The organism is Mesorhizobium sp. M0590 (assembly GCF_040320905.1).
GTDB lineage: Bacteria > Pseudomonadota > Alphaproteobacteria > Rhizobiales > Rhizobiaceae > Mesorhizobium.
In genome coordinates, this window is sequence record NZ_JAMYQN010000026.1 from 10,533 (window position 1) to 26,480 (window position 15,948).

General features: G+C 61.3%; 15 protein-coding genes. 12 read left to right on the forward strand and 3 right to left on the reverse strand.

Annotated features, from left to right (window positions below):
- Positions 1–917: 917 nt before the first annotated feature.
- From NKI52_RS29080 to NKI52_RS29135, 12 genes are all read left to right on the forward strand, one after another.
- On the forward strand, positions 918–2,945 hold the full coding sequence (locus NKI52_RS29080) for a conjugal transfer protein TraG (protein ID WP_352700465.1): 2,028 nt from the start codon (positions 918–920) through the stop codon (positions 2,943–2,945).
- Positions 2,946–3,064: 119 nt separating this feature from the next.
- A complete protein-coding gene (locus NKI52_RS29085) occupies positions 3,065–3,478 on the forward strand; it encodes a CopG family transcriptional regulator (protein WP_352700466.1) in 414 nt (137 codons plus the stop codon).
- Positions 3,475–4,443: a P-type conjugative transfer ATPase TrbB gene (trbB, locus tag NKI52_RS29090; protein WP_352700467.1), complete on the forward strand. Its 969-nt coding sequence runs from the start codon at positions 3,475–3,477 to the stop codon at positions 4,441–4,443. The genes NKI52_RS29085 and trbB overlap by 4 nt, the downstream gene beginning before the upstream one ends.
- 11 nt (positions 4,444–4,454) lie before the next feature.
- The gene (locus NKI52_RS29095; RefSeq protein WP_352528997.1) at positions 4,455–4,763 is read left to right on the forward strand and encodes a TrbC/VirB2 family type IV secretion system protein; all 309 of its coding nucleotides are present in this window, start codon (positions 4,455–4,457) and stop codon (positions 4,761–4,763) included.
- Positions 4,763–5,035 carry a VirB3 family type IV secretion system protein gene (locus tag NKI52_RS29100; RefSeq protein WP_352700468.1) on the forward strand — a complete coding sequence of 91 codons (273 nt, stop codon included), beginning with the start codon at positions 4,763–4,765 and terminating at the stop codon, positions 5,033–5,035. The genes NKI52_RS29095 and NKI52_RS29100 overlap by 1 nt, the downstream gene beginning before the upstream one ends.
- A complete protein-coding gene (gene trbE, locus NKI52_RS29105; RefSeq protein ID WP_352700469.1) occupies positions 5,029–7,479 on the forward strand; it encodes a conjugal transfer protein TrbE in 2,451 nt (816 codons plus the stop codon). Before NKI52_RS29100 ends, trbE begins: the two co-directional genes overlap by 7 nt.
- Complete coding sequence (gene trbJ / locus NKI52_RS29110) at positions 7,476–8,201, forward strand: P-type conjugative transfer protein TrbJ (protein WP_023718720.1); 726 nt, start codon at positions 7,476–7,478, stop codon at positions 8,199–8,201. The genes trbE and trbJ overlap by 4 nt, the downstream gene beginning before the upstream one ends.
- Positions 8,202–8,237: 36 nt before the next feature.
- Positions 8,238–9,560 carry a P-type conjugative transfer protein TrbL gene (gene trbL, locus NKI52_RS29115; RefSeq protein ID WP_352700470.1) on the forward strand — a complete coding sequence of 441 codons (1,323 nt, stop codon included), beginning with the start codon at positions 8,238–8,240 and terminating at the stop codon, positions 9,558–9,560.
- Positions 9,561–10,292 (forward strand): conjugal transfer protein TrbF, encoded by a 732-nt coding sequence (gene trbF, locus NKI52_RS29120; protein WP_352700471.1) that lies wholly within the window; start codon positions 9,561–9,563, stop codon positions 10,290–10,292.
- The gene (trbG, locus tag NKI52_RS29125) at positions 10,282–11,310 is read left to right on the forward strand and encodes a P-type conjugative transfer protein TrbG (RefSeq protein WP_352700472.1); all 1,029 of its coding nucleotides are present in this window, start codon (positions 10,282–10,284) and stop codon (positions 11,308–11,310) included. Before trbF ends, trbG begins: the two co-directional genes overlap by 11 nt.
- A gap of 10 nt (positions 11,311–11,320) precedes the next feature.
- Positions 11,321–12,538 carry a TraB/TrbI/VirB10 family type IV secretion system protein gene (locus NKI52_RS29130; RefSeq protein WP_352700473.1) on the forward strand — a complete coding sequence of 406 codons (1,218 nt, stop codon included), beginning with the start codon at positions 11,321–11,323 and terminating at the stop codon, positions 12,536–12,538.
- An 11-nt stretch (positions 12,539–12,549) separates the two neighbouring features.
- A complete protein-coding gene (locus NKI52_RS29135; RefSeq protein WP_023718715.1) occupies positions 12,550–12,822 on the forward strand; it encodes a DUF2274 domain-containing protein in 273 nt (90 codons plus the stop codon).
- A gap of 443 nt (positions 12,823–13,265) precedes the next feature.
- Here NKI52_RS29135 and NKI52_RS29140 read toward each other — a convergent pair whose 3' ends face one another.
- Genes NKI52_RS29140 through NKI52_RS29150 form a run of 3 tightly spaced genes read right to left on the reverse strand, consistent with a single transcriptional unit; the run spans position 13,266 to position 15,948 of the window.
- A complete protein-coding gene (locus NKI52_RS29140) occupies positions 13,266–14,630 on the reverse strand; it encodes a DUF4062 domain-containing protein (RefSeq protein WP_352700501.1) in 1,365 nt (454 codons plus the stop codon).
- Positions 14,631–14,671: 41 nt separating this feature from the next.
- Entirely contained in the window at positions 14,672–15,709 is a 1,038-nt protein-coding gene (locus NKI52_RS29145) for a hypothetical protein (protein ID WP_023718712.1), read from the reverse strand.
- Between the two features lie 20 nt (positions 15,710–15,729).
- Positions 15,730–15,948, reverse strand: a complete 219-nt coding sequence (locus tag NKI52_RS29150) for a KTSC domain-containing protein (RefSeq protein WP_023718711.1) — start codon at positions 15,946–15,948, stop codon at positions 15,730–15,732.

Consider the following 15,948-nt stretch of genomic DNA (forward strand, 5'->3'; position numbering starts at 1 on the left):
CCACAAGCCAGTGCCACCACCGCCGCCGACAACCGCGGCGGGCGGGTGCCTCGGGGACAAGATGGTAGATCGCTAATGCGTTTGCGGGTGTGGCCTTAAGTCGCAAACTATTGGCTTCAGAAGCAGGGCGTCGGGCTTCATTGACGGTGCTGCCAACACCATATGGTAATCCATAGCCTCCCAAACGAGAGAAGCTCGCCCCTGACGGGTCGCACTGCGGCCGTCACCCGGCAATTGCTACGAACTAGGAAACCATCATGCCTGAAAATATCAGACTAACTTCGAGAGATGTCCCCCTCATTCAGCTAGGCCTCTATCAATGCCGCTTCCCGGTGAGCGAAGACCCGTCAGTACCCGGCGGTTATCGTTTTTGTGCTGGGCCAACTTCGCCGGATCGCGTCTACTGCGATCACCACCACAACATTGTGACCGCCGTGGACCCTCGTCGAGCCCGTTCGGGTCTCCACCTCGCTCAACGACGCGCCGCGTAAGTCTGACGGGCGGCGGCCTCCCGGCCAAGCGCCATGCGCTCCAAGGCCTTGGCTACGCCCATTCCGTCGGCTCGGTCTGGCCCATCCTCCCTTATGCCGTCTTCGCCGATGTATCCCCCGTCGCCCGATTGAGAACGACGACTTCTCGCCGAGCCCTTCAGCTCGCTACTCGCACAAACGCGTCGGCTCCAAAGGTTTGTCTGTCAGCACATCTTCAATGTGCCCGCGCCTGAAGCCCCAACATCTTCTGCGACCAAACCGCGTACCTGGCACCGCCGATCGGTTGCTGCGGCGGATTTTCGCTGTTCGCAGCTGAACAATGCCTATCAACCTTGTCATCGCACCTAGTCGCACGTAGCGGCCGTTCGAATTCTCATCGCTCGGCGCGATGTTTGGTCCGTCTGGCCAGAAGAGCGGAGCAAGCCATTGACACCCACGAAGTTGCTGATTGGGCAGATCGCTGTCGTATTCGCAATTGTCATTCTTGGCGTGTGGACTGCAACCCAATGGTGCGCCCACATGCTCTCCTATCAGCCGCCACTCGGCGCGCCATGGTTTGTGACAGTCGGCTGGCCGATCTACCAGCCGTGGAAACTGTTCGAATGGTGGTTCCAATTTGACGCCTATGCGCCTGAAGTCTTCGACAAGGCTGGCATACTTGCCGGAGCCAGCGGGTTCCTGGGCTGTGCCGCCGCGATAGCTGGGTCCCTCTGGCGCGCACGGCAGCGGGGGTTGGTCACCACCTATGGGTCCTCACGATGGGCCATGAAGCTGGAGATCGAGAAGGCGGGGCTGTTTCAGCCGGCCGGCGTTTTCCTTGGTGGACTGAATTATCGCTATCTGCGCCATGACGGACCGGAACACGTCATGGCCTTTGCGCCGACACGTTCGGGCAAGGGCGTCGGACTCGTTGTTCCAACCCTTCTTTCCTGGACCGGCTCGGCCGTCATTCACGACATCAAAGGCGAGAACTGGCAGCTGACCTCTGGCTGGAGGTCGAAGTTCTCGCACTGTCTCTTGTTCAATCCGACCGATCCGAGATCGGCGCGGTACAACCCGCTGCTGGAAGTGCGCAAAGGTCCAGATGAGGTCCGCGACGTTCAGAACATCGCCGACATTCTCGTCGATCCGGAAGGCGCGCTGGAGCGGCGGAACCATTGGGAGAAGACCAGTCATTCACTCCTAGTTGGCGCCATCTTGCACGTGCTCTACGCCGAAGAGGAAAAGACACTCGCCCGTGTCGCCACCTTCCTGTCGGACCCGCAACGCTCATTCGCTGCGACACTGCAGCGGATGATGACCACCAACCACCTCGGCACGGTGGACAAGCCCCAGGTCCATCCGGTCGTGGCCTCGGCGGCTCGTGAGGTGCTGAACAAGTCAGAGAACGAGCGCTCAGGCGTTCTCTCGACCGCCATGTCGTTTCTCGGGCTCTATCGTGATCCAACGGTGGCCGCGGCAACATCGGCCTGCGACTGGCGCATTGCCGACCTTGTGGATGCCGAGCGACCGATGTCGCTGTATCTGGTCGTGCCGCCGTCGGATATCTCGCGCACTAAGCCCCTGGTGCGATTGGTGCTCAATCAAATCGGCCGGCGGCTGACCGAGCGCCTGGAGGGCGATCCAAAGAAGAGCCGCAAGTATCAGCTGCTGATGATGCTGGATGAATTTCCGGCGCTCGGTCGGCTCGACTTCTTCGAGACTGCGCTCGCCTTCATGGCAGGCTACGGCATCCGCGCTTATCTGATAGCGCAATCGTTGAACCAAATCTCCAAGGCCTATGGCGAGAACAACGCCATTCTCGACAATTGCCATGTGCGGATTGCCTTTTCCTCAAATGACGAGCGCACGGCCAAACGCATCTCGGACGCGCTCGGTACCGCGACGGAACTCAGATCGATGCGTAACTATGCCGGCCATCGGTTGGCGCCCTGGTTGTCCCACGTCATGGTAAGCCGCCAAGAGACCGCTCGTCCCCTGCTGACGCCGGGTGAGGTGATGCAGTTGCCGCAGGCTGACGAACTAATCCTGGTTTCGGGATTGCCGCCGATTCGCGCCAAGAAGTTGCGTTATTACCAGGATCCGAATTTCACGGAGCGAGTGCTGCCTTCGCCGGTGCTGCGCGACGGTGCCTACGCGGATCGGCCCACGTCGCGCCCGGACGATTGGAGCGGACAGGTGCGCGGCGTGGATCGGCGTCTTGCTGGCGACGACGACAGTGCCGGCGCGGCAATCGAAGACGGAGGTGTCCAGCAGCAGCGCCATCCGGGCCTGCCCGAAGAACGGACCCTCGTCGCCCAGGAGCCTGATCATGGCGATCTGTTCACGCCCGCAGACGATGACTGCGAGACGCTCGCCGACAAGCGCGTCATGGATCGGATTTCCACCGCAGCACGTGCGTACGGCCTCAATGAGGGAATGGGCGACGACAAGGACATCGTGCCCGGCTTCTGAACGGCGCGCCATACGCGGGCGCATCTCAGCGTAGATAACGGCCGTAAGCGATTTCGAGGATCTCGACGATGCTCGTTCCCGTCGCCGGTGCATCAGCGCCGGTCAGAGGAACGAGCAGCATGAAGCCCCACCGCATTCGTCACCAGTTTTTGCTTGAACCCGAGTTGAGCGAGAAGCTGGAGAACCTCAGCCGCAATCCATCGACCACCAAATCGGCCATTGTGGCGCACGCGGTCGAGGCCTTTATCGAGCGGCGTGGGGAGAATGAACTCGACCAGCGCTACGGCAAGAGGCTCGACCGTCTTTCCCGCGACCTCGGACATGTCAGGCGCGATGTCGAGATGATCCTGGAGAGCCTGGCGCTCTTCATCCGCTTTTCGATCACGCTTCATGCTCACACGCCGGTGCCGGACAGGGCCACGCAAGGGATTGCCCAGGAGCGCTTCGACAAATTCGTCGAACAGGTCGGCCGCCAAATCGCTTCCGGGAAACGGTCCCTTGGCACCGACGATCGCAGGGGAGGGGAAGGATGAGTTCTCATCCGGAAGCCGACCATCGCCGCCGCGCCATGCTGCGCACCGCCATGGGTCCGGCGATCACTGAAGCCCTTGCCGATCCGACCGTCATTGAGGTGATGGTCAATCCCGACGGTGCGCTGCGGCTCGACCGGTTGGGTGAAGGCCGGGTCGATACCGGCGTGCACATGCATCCTTCTGAGGCCGAACGCATCATCCGCCTGGTCGCCTCCCACGTGCGCGCCGAGGCGCATGCTGACAATCCGATTGTCAGCGCCGAATTGCCATCGGGCGAGCGCTTCGAGGGTCTGCTGCCGCCTGTCGTGCTGGGGCCATGCTTCGCCATCCGAACGCCTGCGGCGAAACTCTACACATTGGCCGACTATGTCGCCGACCGGGTCATGCTGCCGCTGCAGGCCGATGCGCTGAAGACGGCGGTCCGCGAGCGGCGCAACATCCTGGTCGCCGGCGGCACGTCGTCGGGCAAGACAACACTTGCCAACGCGCTGCTGGCACAAGTCGCCGATTGCGACGAGCGGGTGATCCTGATCGAGGACACGCGCGAACTGCAATGCGCGGCGAAGGATTGCGTTGCCTTGAGGACGAGGCGGGGGTCGGTCACGCTCGCCGATCTCGTGCGCTCGACCCTGCGGCTCAGACCCGACCGCATCATCGTGGGCGAAGTCAGGGGCGCGGAAGCCCTGGACATGCTGAAGGCATGGAACACCGGGCATCCCGGCGGCATCGCGACGGTTCACGCCAATTCGGCGCGCTCCGCTCTCTACCGTATCGAGCAGCTCGCCCAGGAAGCCGTCGTCACCGTTCCCCGCCGCCTCATCGCTGATGCGGTAGATCTGATCGTCTTCATCGCTGGGCGCGGATCCTCGCGCCGCATTGACGCGATCGCTGAGGTCACCGGTCTCGACAGCAGCGGTGATTACGCCGTCACCCCGCTCACGCTTCCGCAACTCCAGCAGTTTTGAAAGGTCACCTCATGCGCAAGAAGCTTCGCTTCCTTTCGTCCACCGCGCTCGCGTTTCTTCTCACCGTCCCGGCCCACGCAGCGGGCTCCGGCATGCCTTGGGAACAGCCGCTGCAGCAGATCCTTGAGTCGGTGCAGGGACCGGTCGCCAAGATCGTCGCGGTGATCATCATCATCACCACCGGCCTGACCCTTGCTTTCGGTGACACGGCAGGCGGTTTTCGCCGGCTGATCCAGATTGTCTTCGGCCTGTCGATCGCCTTCGCGGCATCGAGCTTCTTTCTCTCCTTCTTCTCCTTCGGCGGCGGGGCACTCGTCTGATGGCCACCGGAGAGCAGCATATCGAGGATTTCGAAGTCCCCGTTCACAGGGCATTGACTGAGCCGATCCTGCTGGGCGGCGCGCCGCGAGCGGTGGCGATCCTCAACGGCACGGTGGCCGCGGCAATAGGCCTTGGCCTGCAGCAGTGGATCGCCGGACTGGCGCTCTGGATCGCCGGCCACACCCTCGCGGTCTTTGCCGCTCGCCGCGATCCGGACTTCGCCAGCGTGCTTGTCCGTCATCTTCGCCTGAAGGGGTGGCTTGCATGCTGAACCTTTCGGAGTATCGCGGCAAAGCCGATCGGCTTGCCGATCATCTGCCCTGGGCCGCTTTGGTCGCGCCCGGCATCGTGCTCAATAAAGACGGTAGCTTCCAGCGAACCTTCCGGTTCCGTGGCCCCGACCTTGAAAGCGCGACCGAAGCCGAGTTGGTCGGCATCTGCGCACGAGCCAACAATGCGCTACGAAGGTTGGGCTCCGGATGGGGGTTGTTTTTCGAGGCCGAGCGCGTTGAAGCGCTGGGCTATCCGAGCTCGGCTTTTCCCGATGCTGCCTCATGGCTGGTCGATGAAGAACGGCGCGCGGCCTTCGAGGGCAAGGTCGCGCACTTCGAGAGTCGCTATCATCTGACCTTGGTCTTCATGCCGGCGCCAGATGGCCAGGCGCGGGCGGAAAGCGCACTGGTCGACTCGCATCACTCGGGAGGGGCTAGAGACTGGCGCCAGGAGCTGGCGTGGTTTCGCGACGAGACCGACCGCGTCCTGGATTTGCTGTCCGGCTTCATGCCGGAAGTGCGCGCCCTCGATGATGCCGAGACGCTAACCTATCTGCACGGCACAATCTCGACCTACCGCCATCCGGTCGCCATGCCGGAAACGCCAATGTATCTCGACGGTGTTCTGGTTGACGCGCCGCTTACCGGCGGCCTGGAGCCGATGCTGGGTGAGCAGCATCTGTGCAACCTCACCATCCTTGGTTTCCCGAACGTCACCCGGCCAGGGATCCTCGACGCGCTCAACCATCAGGATTTCGCCTACCGCTGGATGACGCGCTTCATCCCGCTCGACAAGACGGAAGCCACAAAGACACTGACCCGGTTGCGCCGTCAGTGGTTTGCCAAGCGCAAATCGGTCGCAGCCATCCTGCGCGAGGTCGTGACCAACGAACCCGCCCCTCTCGTCGATAGTGACGCCGACAACAAGGCGCTCGATGCGGATGCCGCCCTTCAGGCATTGGGCGGCGATCACGTCGGCTTCGGCTATCTCACCACAACGGTGACGGTATGGGACCAGGATCGCCAAGCCGCCGCGGAGAACCTTCGCGCGGTTGAGCGCATCGTCAACGGACTCGGCTTCACCACAATCCGTGAAAGCATCAATGCGGTCGAGGCGTGGCTCGGCTCATTGCCCGGCCATGTCTATGCCAACGTTCGCCAGCCGCTCATTCATACATTGAACCTTGCCCATCTCATGCCGCTATCGTCGGTTTGGGCCGGTCCGGCGACAAACGAGCATCTCGCGAAAGTCACCCGGATCGAAGCACCGTCGCTTCTTGTTGCCGAGACCAGCGGGTCCACCCCGTTTCGGCTTTCCACCCATGTCGACGATGTCGGTCACATGCTGATCGTTGGTCCGACCGGTGCCGGCAAGTCGGTTCTGCTTGCCCTCGTCGCTCTGCAGTTCCGCCGCTATGCCGGCGCACAGGTTTATGTCTTCGACAAGGGCAACTCGGCCCGCGCGGCGACACTCGCCATGGGTGGAGAGCACCATGGGCTTGGTGCGGACGGTGCGCTTGCCTTCCAACCGCTGCGTAATATCAATGACCAGGCTGTCCGCAGCTGGGCAGCCGAATGGATCGCCGGCCTCATCGCCCATGAGAATGTCACCGTAACGCCGGAGGTGAAGGAGGCGATCTGGTCGGCCCTGACCAGCCTTGCCACCGCGCCGGCGCAGGAACGCACGCTCACTGGATTGTCGGTCCTGCTTCAGTCCAATGCGCTGAAATCCGCGTTGATGCCGTACACGCTCGACGGCCCGTTCGGGCGTCTGCTCGATGCCGATGAAGATCGGCTGGCTTTGTCGGATGTGCAGTGTTTCGAGACCGAAGAGCTGATGCACAGCCAAGGCGCTGTGCTCCCGGTGCTCACCTATCTGTTCCATCGTCTCGAGGAGCGGTTCGACGGACGGCCGACGCTGCTGATGCTCGACGAGGCGTGGGTCTATCTCGACAACCCTCTCTTTGCCGCCCGCATCCGTGAATGGCTGAAGGTGCTGCGAAAGAAGAACGTCTCCGTCATTTTCGCCACGCAGTCACTTGCAGACATCGCTGGCTCGTCGATCGCGCCGGCGATCATCGAGAGCTGCCCACAGCGCATTTTTCTTCCCAATGACCGTGCCGTGGAACCGCAGGCGCGGGCAGCCTATGAGCGCTTCGGCCTGAACGAGCGGCAGATCGAATTGGTCGCCCGTGCCACACCGAAGCGCCAGTATTATCTGCAGTCGCGCCGCGGCAACCGCCTCTTCGAGCTCGGGCTCGGCCCGATCGCTCTTGCGCTCTGCGGGGCCTCTGATCCGGCCACGCAAGCTTTGATCGACAGCGTCCTGTCAGAGCACGGGCAGGACAGCTTTGCCTCCCGGTTCCTGAGTGCGCGCGGCCTCGATTGGGCTGCCGAGCTTCTCCAGCAATTCCCTCAACCAGACAAGGAGCAATCGTCATGATGCGGCGCCGCCTTCTCACCAGCCTGATCACCGTTTCCCTAATCGCAAAACCGATGGCCGACTACGTCCAGCCGGCCCACGCCCTAATCGTGTTCGATCCGTCGAATTATGCGCAGAACGTGCTGACAGCGGCACGTTCCCTGGAGCAGATAAACAACCAGATCCAGTCGCTTCAGAACCAGGCGACGATGCTGCAGAACATGGCGCGCAACCTTCAGCGCCTGGATTTTTCTTCCGTCGGCCAGCTCACAGGTTCGCTCCAACGGATCGACGGCCTGATGACCCAGGCCAGCGGCCTGAGCTTCGATCTCGACAAGCTTCAGAACCAGTGGCGTGTGCAATATCCGGAAAGCTACGACGCCACAATCAAGGTCAGCGATGTGGCGAGCGCCGCGCGCGAGCGCTGGCAAAACGCCATGCAGGCGTTCCGCCAAACCATGAGCGCGCAGTCGCAGATCGTGGAGAACGTGCGGGCCGACGGCGACCTGCTTACCGATCTCGTCAACCGCAGTCAGGGCGCGGCAGGTGCCCTTGAGGCAAGCCAGGCCACCAATCAGCTGATCGCGCTTTCGACCAAGCAGCAGATTCAGATCCAGACGCTGCTCGCGACCCAGTTCCGGGCTGAAGCCGAAGATGCTGCCCGCAAGGCGCAGTCCGAGGAAGCCGCCCGCGAGACGACGAAGCGTTTCCTGGGTACCGGAACGGCCTATCCCGGCAACTGATCAGCAGTTCTTCAAGACAACGAGGAAGGCGGCGACATGAACGACCTCGGCGTCATTGATCGCTTCATGGAGACTTTTACCCGCTATATTGATAGCGGGTTCGGTCTGCTTTCGGGCGACGTCGCCTTTCTCACCACCATCTTGATCGGCATCGACATCACGCTGGCAGGCCTGGTCTGGGCGTTCGGCGGCGAGCCCAATGTTCTTGGCCGGCTTGTCCGAAAAGTGCTCTATGTCGGCGCCTTCGCCTTCATCCTGAACAATTTTAAGAACCTCGCCGACATCATCTACCATTCCTTTGCCGGGCTCGGCATCAACGCATCGGCCGGCAATCTGTCCGCCGACAGTCTCCTGCGGCCAGGCCGCATTGCCGCGGCCGGCTTCGAGGGCGCCTGGCCGCTGCTCAATCAAGCGAGCCAGCTAGTCGGCTTCCCCGAGATCTTTGGCAACGCGCTGACCATCTTCGTGCTGCTTCTCGCCTGGTTTCTGGTCCTCATCGCCTTCTTCATTCTTTCAATTCAGCTCTTCATCACTATCCTGGAGTTCAAACTCACCACATTGGCCGGTTTTGTTCTGGTGCCCTTCGCGCTCTGGAACCGCTCGGCGTTTCTGGCCGAGCGCGTGCTCGGCAATGTGATCTCGTCGGGCATTAAGGTGATGGTGCTTGCTGTCATCGTCGGCATCGGCTCCACGCTCTTCGGCGAGTTCGCTTCCGCGCTGCAAGGCAAGGAGCCGGACTTGGCCGCGGCCATGTCACAGGTACTGGGCGCGTTGGCGCTGCTTGGGCTCGGCATTTTCGGACCGGGAATTGCCTCGGGTCTTGTTTCCGGCGCGCCGCAGCTTGGCGCGGGAGCCGCACTCGGAACCACCGCGGCGGCCGCCGGATCAACGCTCGTTGCCGGAGGTGCGGCGCTTGCCGGCGCGCGCATGGCAACCGGCGGCGGTCTCGCCGCCCTTCGAGCCGGCACGGCCATGGGATCGGCTGCTTCCACAGCTTGGCAGATGAGGCGTGCAACATCGCCCGAGTCCGGCCTCTCCGGCGTAGCTGCTGGACTGCAGGGCGTTGCCGGCGCAGCTGGCGGCGCCGCGATTCGGGGAATGCGACCTGCAACAGAACCATTCCGGCGCAGCGCCGATGCCGGCCGCGATGCCGCCTGGACCGCGACGGGCGGCACGCCGACCGCATCAATGACCGGAAACCCTGCCGCGTCAGGTGCCAATGCCGCGCCGGCGTGGGCGAGGCGCTTGCGTTCCGAACAGACCGCGCGCGCCCATCGCCACGCCGCCACGCAGGCCGTCCGCGATGGCGATCGGGGTGGAAGCGGCGCCAACCCCTCTCTCAACCATAAGGAAGACTAGATGCTCTTCAAGCGACCTGTTCAGCGTTACGGGAAGACGCCCCACCCCGTCACACCATACCAGAAGGCCGCCCAACTTTGGGACGAGCGCATCGGCACTGCGCGCGTGCAGGCAAGGAACTGGCGCCTGATGGCCTTTGGCTGCCTCGCTCTGGCCACCGGGCTCTCTGGTGGACTCTTGTGGCAGTCGATGCAGGGCCGCGTCGTGCCCTATGTCGTCGAGGTTGATCGTTTCGGCGAGGCGCGCGCCGTCGCTCCAGCAATCCGGGACTACGAGCCCACCGATGCCCAGATCGCCTGGCATCTCGGCCGCTTCATCCAGAATGTCCGCTCTGTTTCCACCGATGCGGTGCTGGTGCGGCAGAATTGGCTCTCGGCCTACGACTTTGCCACCGACCGCGGAGCCCTCTTTCTCAACGAGTACGCTAAGGCCAACGACCCGTTCGGCAAGATCGGCACGCGCAGCGTCTCGGTGCAGGTGACGAGCGTGGTTCGAGCGTCCGACAGCTCCTTTCAAGTCAAATGGACCGAGCAGGTCTTTGAGCGCGGCAGCCTCGCCAGCACAACGCGTTGGACCGGGATCCTCACCATTGTGATCCGGCCGCCGAACAATACCGATCAGCTGCGCAAAAACCCGCTCGGCGTCTTCATCAATGCCATCGACTGGTCGCGCGAGCTCGACAGTGCCGCGCAGACTTCCGTTCCCCCAAAGGAGCCCGCCAATGAAAAATAGACTCTCGTCGCTCCGCACTGCGCTGGTCCTGTCGACGTCGGCTGCGGTCATCTCCGCCTGTGCCTCGAAGCCGGTGCCGCCACCTCAGATTTCCTATGATGCTGCCAAGTTCCAACCGGCGGCAATCGAGAAGGCGCCGGAGAAGCCCGTCAAAGTCGTGGAAGTGCCGAAACCGCTACCGCTGCCCGGCCAGTTGCAGCCCGAGCCGGGCAAGGCTGCTGAAGACAGGCGCTCGCCTGAAGAACGTGTCGCCGATGCCAACAAGGCGGCGACGCAGCAACCCACCAAATATGGCTATGTGAATGCGGTGCAGGTTTACCCCTTTGCCGAAGGCGCGCTCTACCAGCTCTATGCCGCACCGGAGCGCGTCAGCGATATCGCTCTGCAGTCAGGCGAGAAACTCCAATCCGTGTCGGCCGGCGATACAGTGCGCTGGGTAATTGGCGACACCGTCAGTGGCTCCGGCGATGACCAGCGCACCCATGTGCTGGTGAAGCCCTTCGCGCCAGGACTTGCCACCAATCTGGTGATCACCACGGACCGGCGAAGCTATCACTTGCAGCTTCAAAGCACGGATAAGACCGCCATGGCGGCAATCTCCTGGACCTACAGCGAGGACCAGATTATCGCGCTACGCCGGCGCGATGCGCAGGCCGAGGCTGCTATGCCAGTGGCGTCGAATGTGGCTCTCGAAAATATTCGCTTCCGCTATTCGATTACCGGCGACATGCCGCCCTGGAGGCCGACGCGCGCGTTCGATGATGGCAGCAAGGTCTACATCGAGTTTCCGCGCCGCATCGATCAGGGCGAGGCCCCGCCGCTCTTCATCGTCGGTGCTGACGGGGACAACCAGCTCGTCAACTACCGCATACGCGGCAACTATTACATTGTCGATCGCCTCTTCGCCGCGGCCGAACTGCGCCTCGGCGCCAAGCAGCAACAGGTGGTGCGCATCACGAGGACCGACGGCAGGCAAGCGCCGCGGCGGATATTGCTCTTTTCGCGTTCCAGCAGGTGAGGGACGGCCCATGACGGATACTTCCCGCTCCGATCCTTCACCGAAACTCGATCCAGAACAGCTCCAGCTGCGGGCCCCGCCCCGCCGCGCTGTGCGCTTCAAGCGCGGCATTATTGTCGCCATTGCAGCTGTTGGTTCCGGCACCGTTCTAGGCATCACCATGATGGCGCTGCAGGGACCGGCACTGCGCATCAAAGAGCAGGCTGAAGAGCTTTACAACACTGAGCGGAAGCCAACCGCGGAGGCAATTGAAAGGCTGCCTAAGGACTATTCCGGGATCAAGCCCAAGCCTCCGGTGCTTGGACCACCGCTGCCCGGCGACCTCGGCCGCCCCATCCTTGAGCACCAACGCCAGCTGGGCATCGCGCCGGGCCAGGAGGTTTCGGCGGAGGAGCAGCGCCTTGCACAGCAGGCGATCGAGGCGCGCGAATCGCAAATCTTCTTCCGGATCGAAAATCGACCCCGGCAAGCGGATGCCGCCGGCAACGGGCAGGGCGGGCGTCCACCCTTTGATGGAACGGCTCCACAATCCGATGCCGCACGCGATTCAGCTTCCGTTGCACCGGCCGAGGGCGACCAAAACAATCAACAGCGCAAGCTCGATTTTGTCAGCCAGCGGAACACAAGTGGAATCTACAATCTGCATGCACTGCAGACGCCGGCTTCGCCGTATCAGCTGATGGCCGGCAGCGTCATCGCAGCGAGCCTGATCACTGGCATCAATTCCGACTTGCCCGGCCTCGTCGTCGCACAGGTCACCGAGAATGTGCACGACACAGTCACCGGCAGCACCTTGCTCATTCCGCAAGGCTCTCGCCTGATTGGCACCTATGACAGCGTTGTTGCCTTTGGACAAAGGCGCGCGCTGCTGGTCTGGCAACGGATACTGCTGCCCGACGGCTCTTCGATCGAAATCGACAATCTGCCGGCGACGGACACCGCCGGCTATGCCGGGCTTGAGGACAAGGTGGATTTCCACACCTGGCAGCTGATGAAAGGCGTTGCGCTGGCCACGTTGCTGGGGGTCGGCACCGAGCTGAGCCTCGGGCAAGACGAAAGCGACCTGGTCAAAGCAATCCGCGAATCCGCTCAGCAGAACGTCAGTCAAGCTGGCCAGCGCATCACCGAGAAGAACCTCAATATTCAGCCCACGATCACCGTCCGCCCTGGTTGGCCACTGCGCGTCATCGTGCACAAGGATCTTGTGCTGCGACCGTACCCGAATTGACTGGAGTCATCATGACCAATCTGAAACTCGGCAAACTTCCGGATCGGACACCTTCGAAGATCACCATAAGCGTAAGTGCAGACCTGAACCAAGCACTGAAGGACTATGCGGCGCTTTATCGTCAGACCTATGGCGAGTCCGAATCGGTAGCGGAACTCATCCCGTTCATGCTGGCGGAGTTCCTGGAGAGCGATCGAGCGTTTGCCAAGGCCAGAAAGGAAGGGCTCCCTGTCGTCGACAAGTCAGAGAAATCGCGGCGGCAGCCAATTTCAGGGTCCGAATAAGTGACAGCGACCAGTGAGTCCGAGGGGGCACCTTTCTAGGCGGGCAAATGCATTGAAGCAACTTGCCGGCGGCAAGCCGAAACACAGGGCACAAAAGACGAGCTGATCTGCCCCGAACCAATGCCGGCTCTGCGCCCGTTGTCGGTCGTTGCGGACTGTTATGCAGGCTCCTAAAAGCAGACGCTACAATTCCTTCGAATCGTCCGAGAGTGTGAAATGGGACTTTCACACTGAGACGGTCTTCTCTAAGGAACGACTCAATTTAGTAGATCGAATTATCCATAGGAGGCTCTTGGGGAACACTTCTACTATGGAATTGATCCAAAGACAGCGCCAGACAGTGAGGGCTTTGTTTTGGGCCGCTTGCAGTCCAACCCGTCCGAGTTTTTCTAGCGTGGCCTTTGGATGGTCGTATAGATCGTAGCTCGCCGACGCAACGATTGCTACAGGGTGAGGGCTCCGCTCTCCGCCTGCCTATGGGCGTACTCGTAGGATTGCAGGAAGTCGTCCGCAGTGCCGACACATTCCGCAAGTCCGAACCGATCGCGCAGGATCTCGTCCATCGGATCACTGGCGATTGACACGTAGAGCCCGGCTCCACTACCGCGCTCTACCAACACGCGTCTCGCATTTTCATCCCGGAGTGAGTGGCCAACAACAATCACTGGTCGATTCCCGATCACTTGGGCGATGCTACTCCAGTATAGACTGTCGAGGCGAGCGTGGGCTGCGTCCTCTTCGGTGACAATCAATGAAGAGGGGCTACCGACGGACCCATCGACCTGAAATATGGTGAGTTGCTCTCCGTCCCCACGAACCTCACCGTTCGATGATCGGACTGTGTAGGGCACGCCTCGTGCGACGCTGGCCCGCTCGAACAGGTCGTCGTGATTAGTGGTGACGATGTGGCGGAAGCTTGAGACCGCCGCCAGATGGCCAAGCGTCGGCGCCACACCTTGCACCATATCGAATGCTTGAACCACAGTCCTTTCCAGCTCCGCTCGGCCGAACCGGCGCTCAACGGCAGAAGCGACGTCCGCGAAGCGGTGCCTCGCGAGGATACGGTCCCCGTCGATGCCAAGCGACAAACGCGCGCCGAAGAGTTCAATCATCACGTTAGCCGTCGGCAGTCCAGCAGACACCGATATGCCTGCGCCAGCTAAGAGCACCGGGTCGAGACCGACGAAGCCGGTAGGAATCGGCATCCTGTCGAATTTCCGTCCAGAGGCCCCCGTAAGTGTCCGGATGCCAGTGAGCCGCTTCTCGGCCATCTCCTTCAAGACCGAGCGGTGGAAAAGATCAAGCAAAGCGTCTCCTACCTTGCGCTCGAGTTCATCAATCCACTCGAACTCTTGCCTGAAACGGCCAGCCTCCCAATCTCCGACCTCCCGGCGAAACGAGTCGCGCGCTATTGCCTCCACCGTGGTGTTGGACGATCCGTACGGGATCTTCTTGAAGAAGGGAAGAATCGGCAGCCCGATCGTTTTGGCGTACAGAGCCTCCATATGCGTTACCGATCGTCCTTCGCCGCCTCCAGGGCCGGTCGGCGGGATCCAACCGTAGCTGTCTCCACTCAGCAAGACGAAGAGGTGAGATGCCTCAATCTCTGCGCGGATGACGTCCCAACTGGCGCTACCATCGGGATGCATGTTTTCGGCATTGACGGGTTCAAGGTTGAGAGAGCTGAGCCGTGCAGACACGGCCCGACGCGCATCGCCGAGATCATTCATCGTGCTACTAATGAACACACGTAACCTGCTGGACACCGGCACTCTCCCATCCGAAGAACGCAATCTGTCACCCGCCATTAAAACGGGCGGCGTCAAGCGCTCTAGTCTCTCTACGCTGCTTAAGTGCCCAGGGCTCTGATTTCCTGTTCTACCACACGATAGCGCTCCCTAACCTCCTCTCCGGAGTAGAAGCTGATTAGATCCTGTTTCGACAGGGTTCCGTCCTTCATGAATTTCGCCAGATACCGGCCGTTGAATTCCATCAGGGAAATGCTCTTTTCTAGCCGCGCCAGAATCGCTTTGGCAGTCTCGATATTGGAAAGGACAAGCGAGCGGATGGCTGCCGCGTCAGAAAGATCCTTCGCAGTCCGGCTAACGATGAGGGCGAGTATTTCCAAATCGATGTCATCGCTCTTGGGTCGCAGAACAAGGTCCCGCGCCAACGCATAGGCGATCGCCAAGTTGCGGTAGTCGCCGCGGGCTGAATCCACAATCACCACAAAACCGACACCGGGAATGAACTTCAGGTCGTTGACTTCGGCGAGCACCGAATTGTCAGCCAAAGTAGCGTCCAGAACGATGATGCCGGCCTGTCCGTCGCGGTTGGCTTGGGTCTCCAGAAGTTGGCTCCAGGCGGTGTCGAAAGACTTGGAGAAGACGTCCTTGGATCGGATGTCGCCGAGCCGAATACCCTTGTCGAACTTGCACTCGATAGCGATGCGCGCGCCCGGACGCCCCGCTATCTCGCACAGGATATCCCCCGTCTTGTTCCGCGGAAGCAGTCCTGTGCTGCTTCCGGTTAGATGCACGGTGTCTTCAAACCGGCGTGATTTGATGAGGTCGTTGAGGAAGTCCGCGATCTCAATCTCAGCGTGCGCACCCTTGGCGGCGCTTTTGTAGAAAAGCTCTTGCTTCATATCGAAGATCAGCTTCAGGCTTTCCAGTTCGGTGCCGAGACTGTTTGCAGTTTGAGAGAGGAACGAAGACAGCCGGTCCTCCATCAGAGCAAGGACACCGATGTAGAGCGCTCGATGCAGCTTTTCATCACGATCGGCTGCAGGCAACCGGTTGAAGAAGGCGAACACCACCTCGTTTGCTAGCTCAAAGGACGAGATTTCGACCCGGCGTCGTTTCTGGTCGAGCGAGACGGTTGCCATGCGGTTGGGGCCTCCAGGGTTCAGACGCGGCTGTAGCGGTAGTGTCCCTTCAAGTTCGCGGCTAGAAAGACGCCTTTTGACTCGGACCGTTCGAACTCCTCAGCCATACGTGCCGGCACACCGTAATATTCGTACACGCCTCCATTATTGAACAGAACCTGCAGAACCTGCGTCCCCTCATCGTATCGCAATGCCTGGATGCTGGAGGAAGTGAATGGTGCAAAGTCTCGGAATGCCAT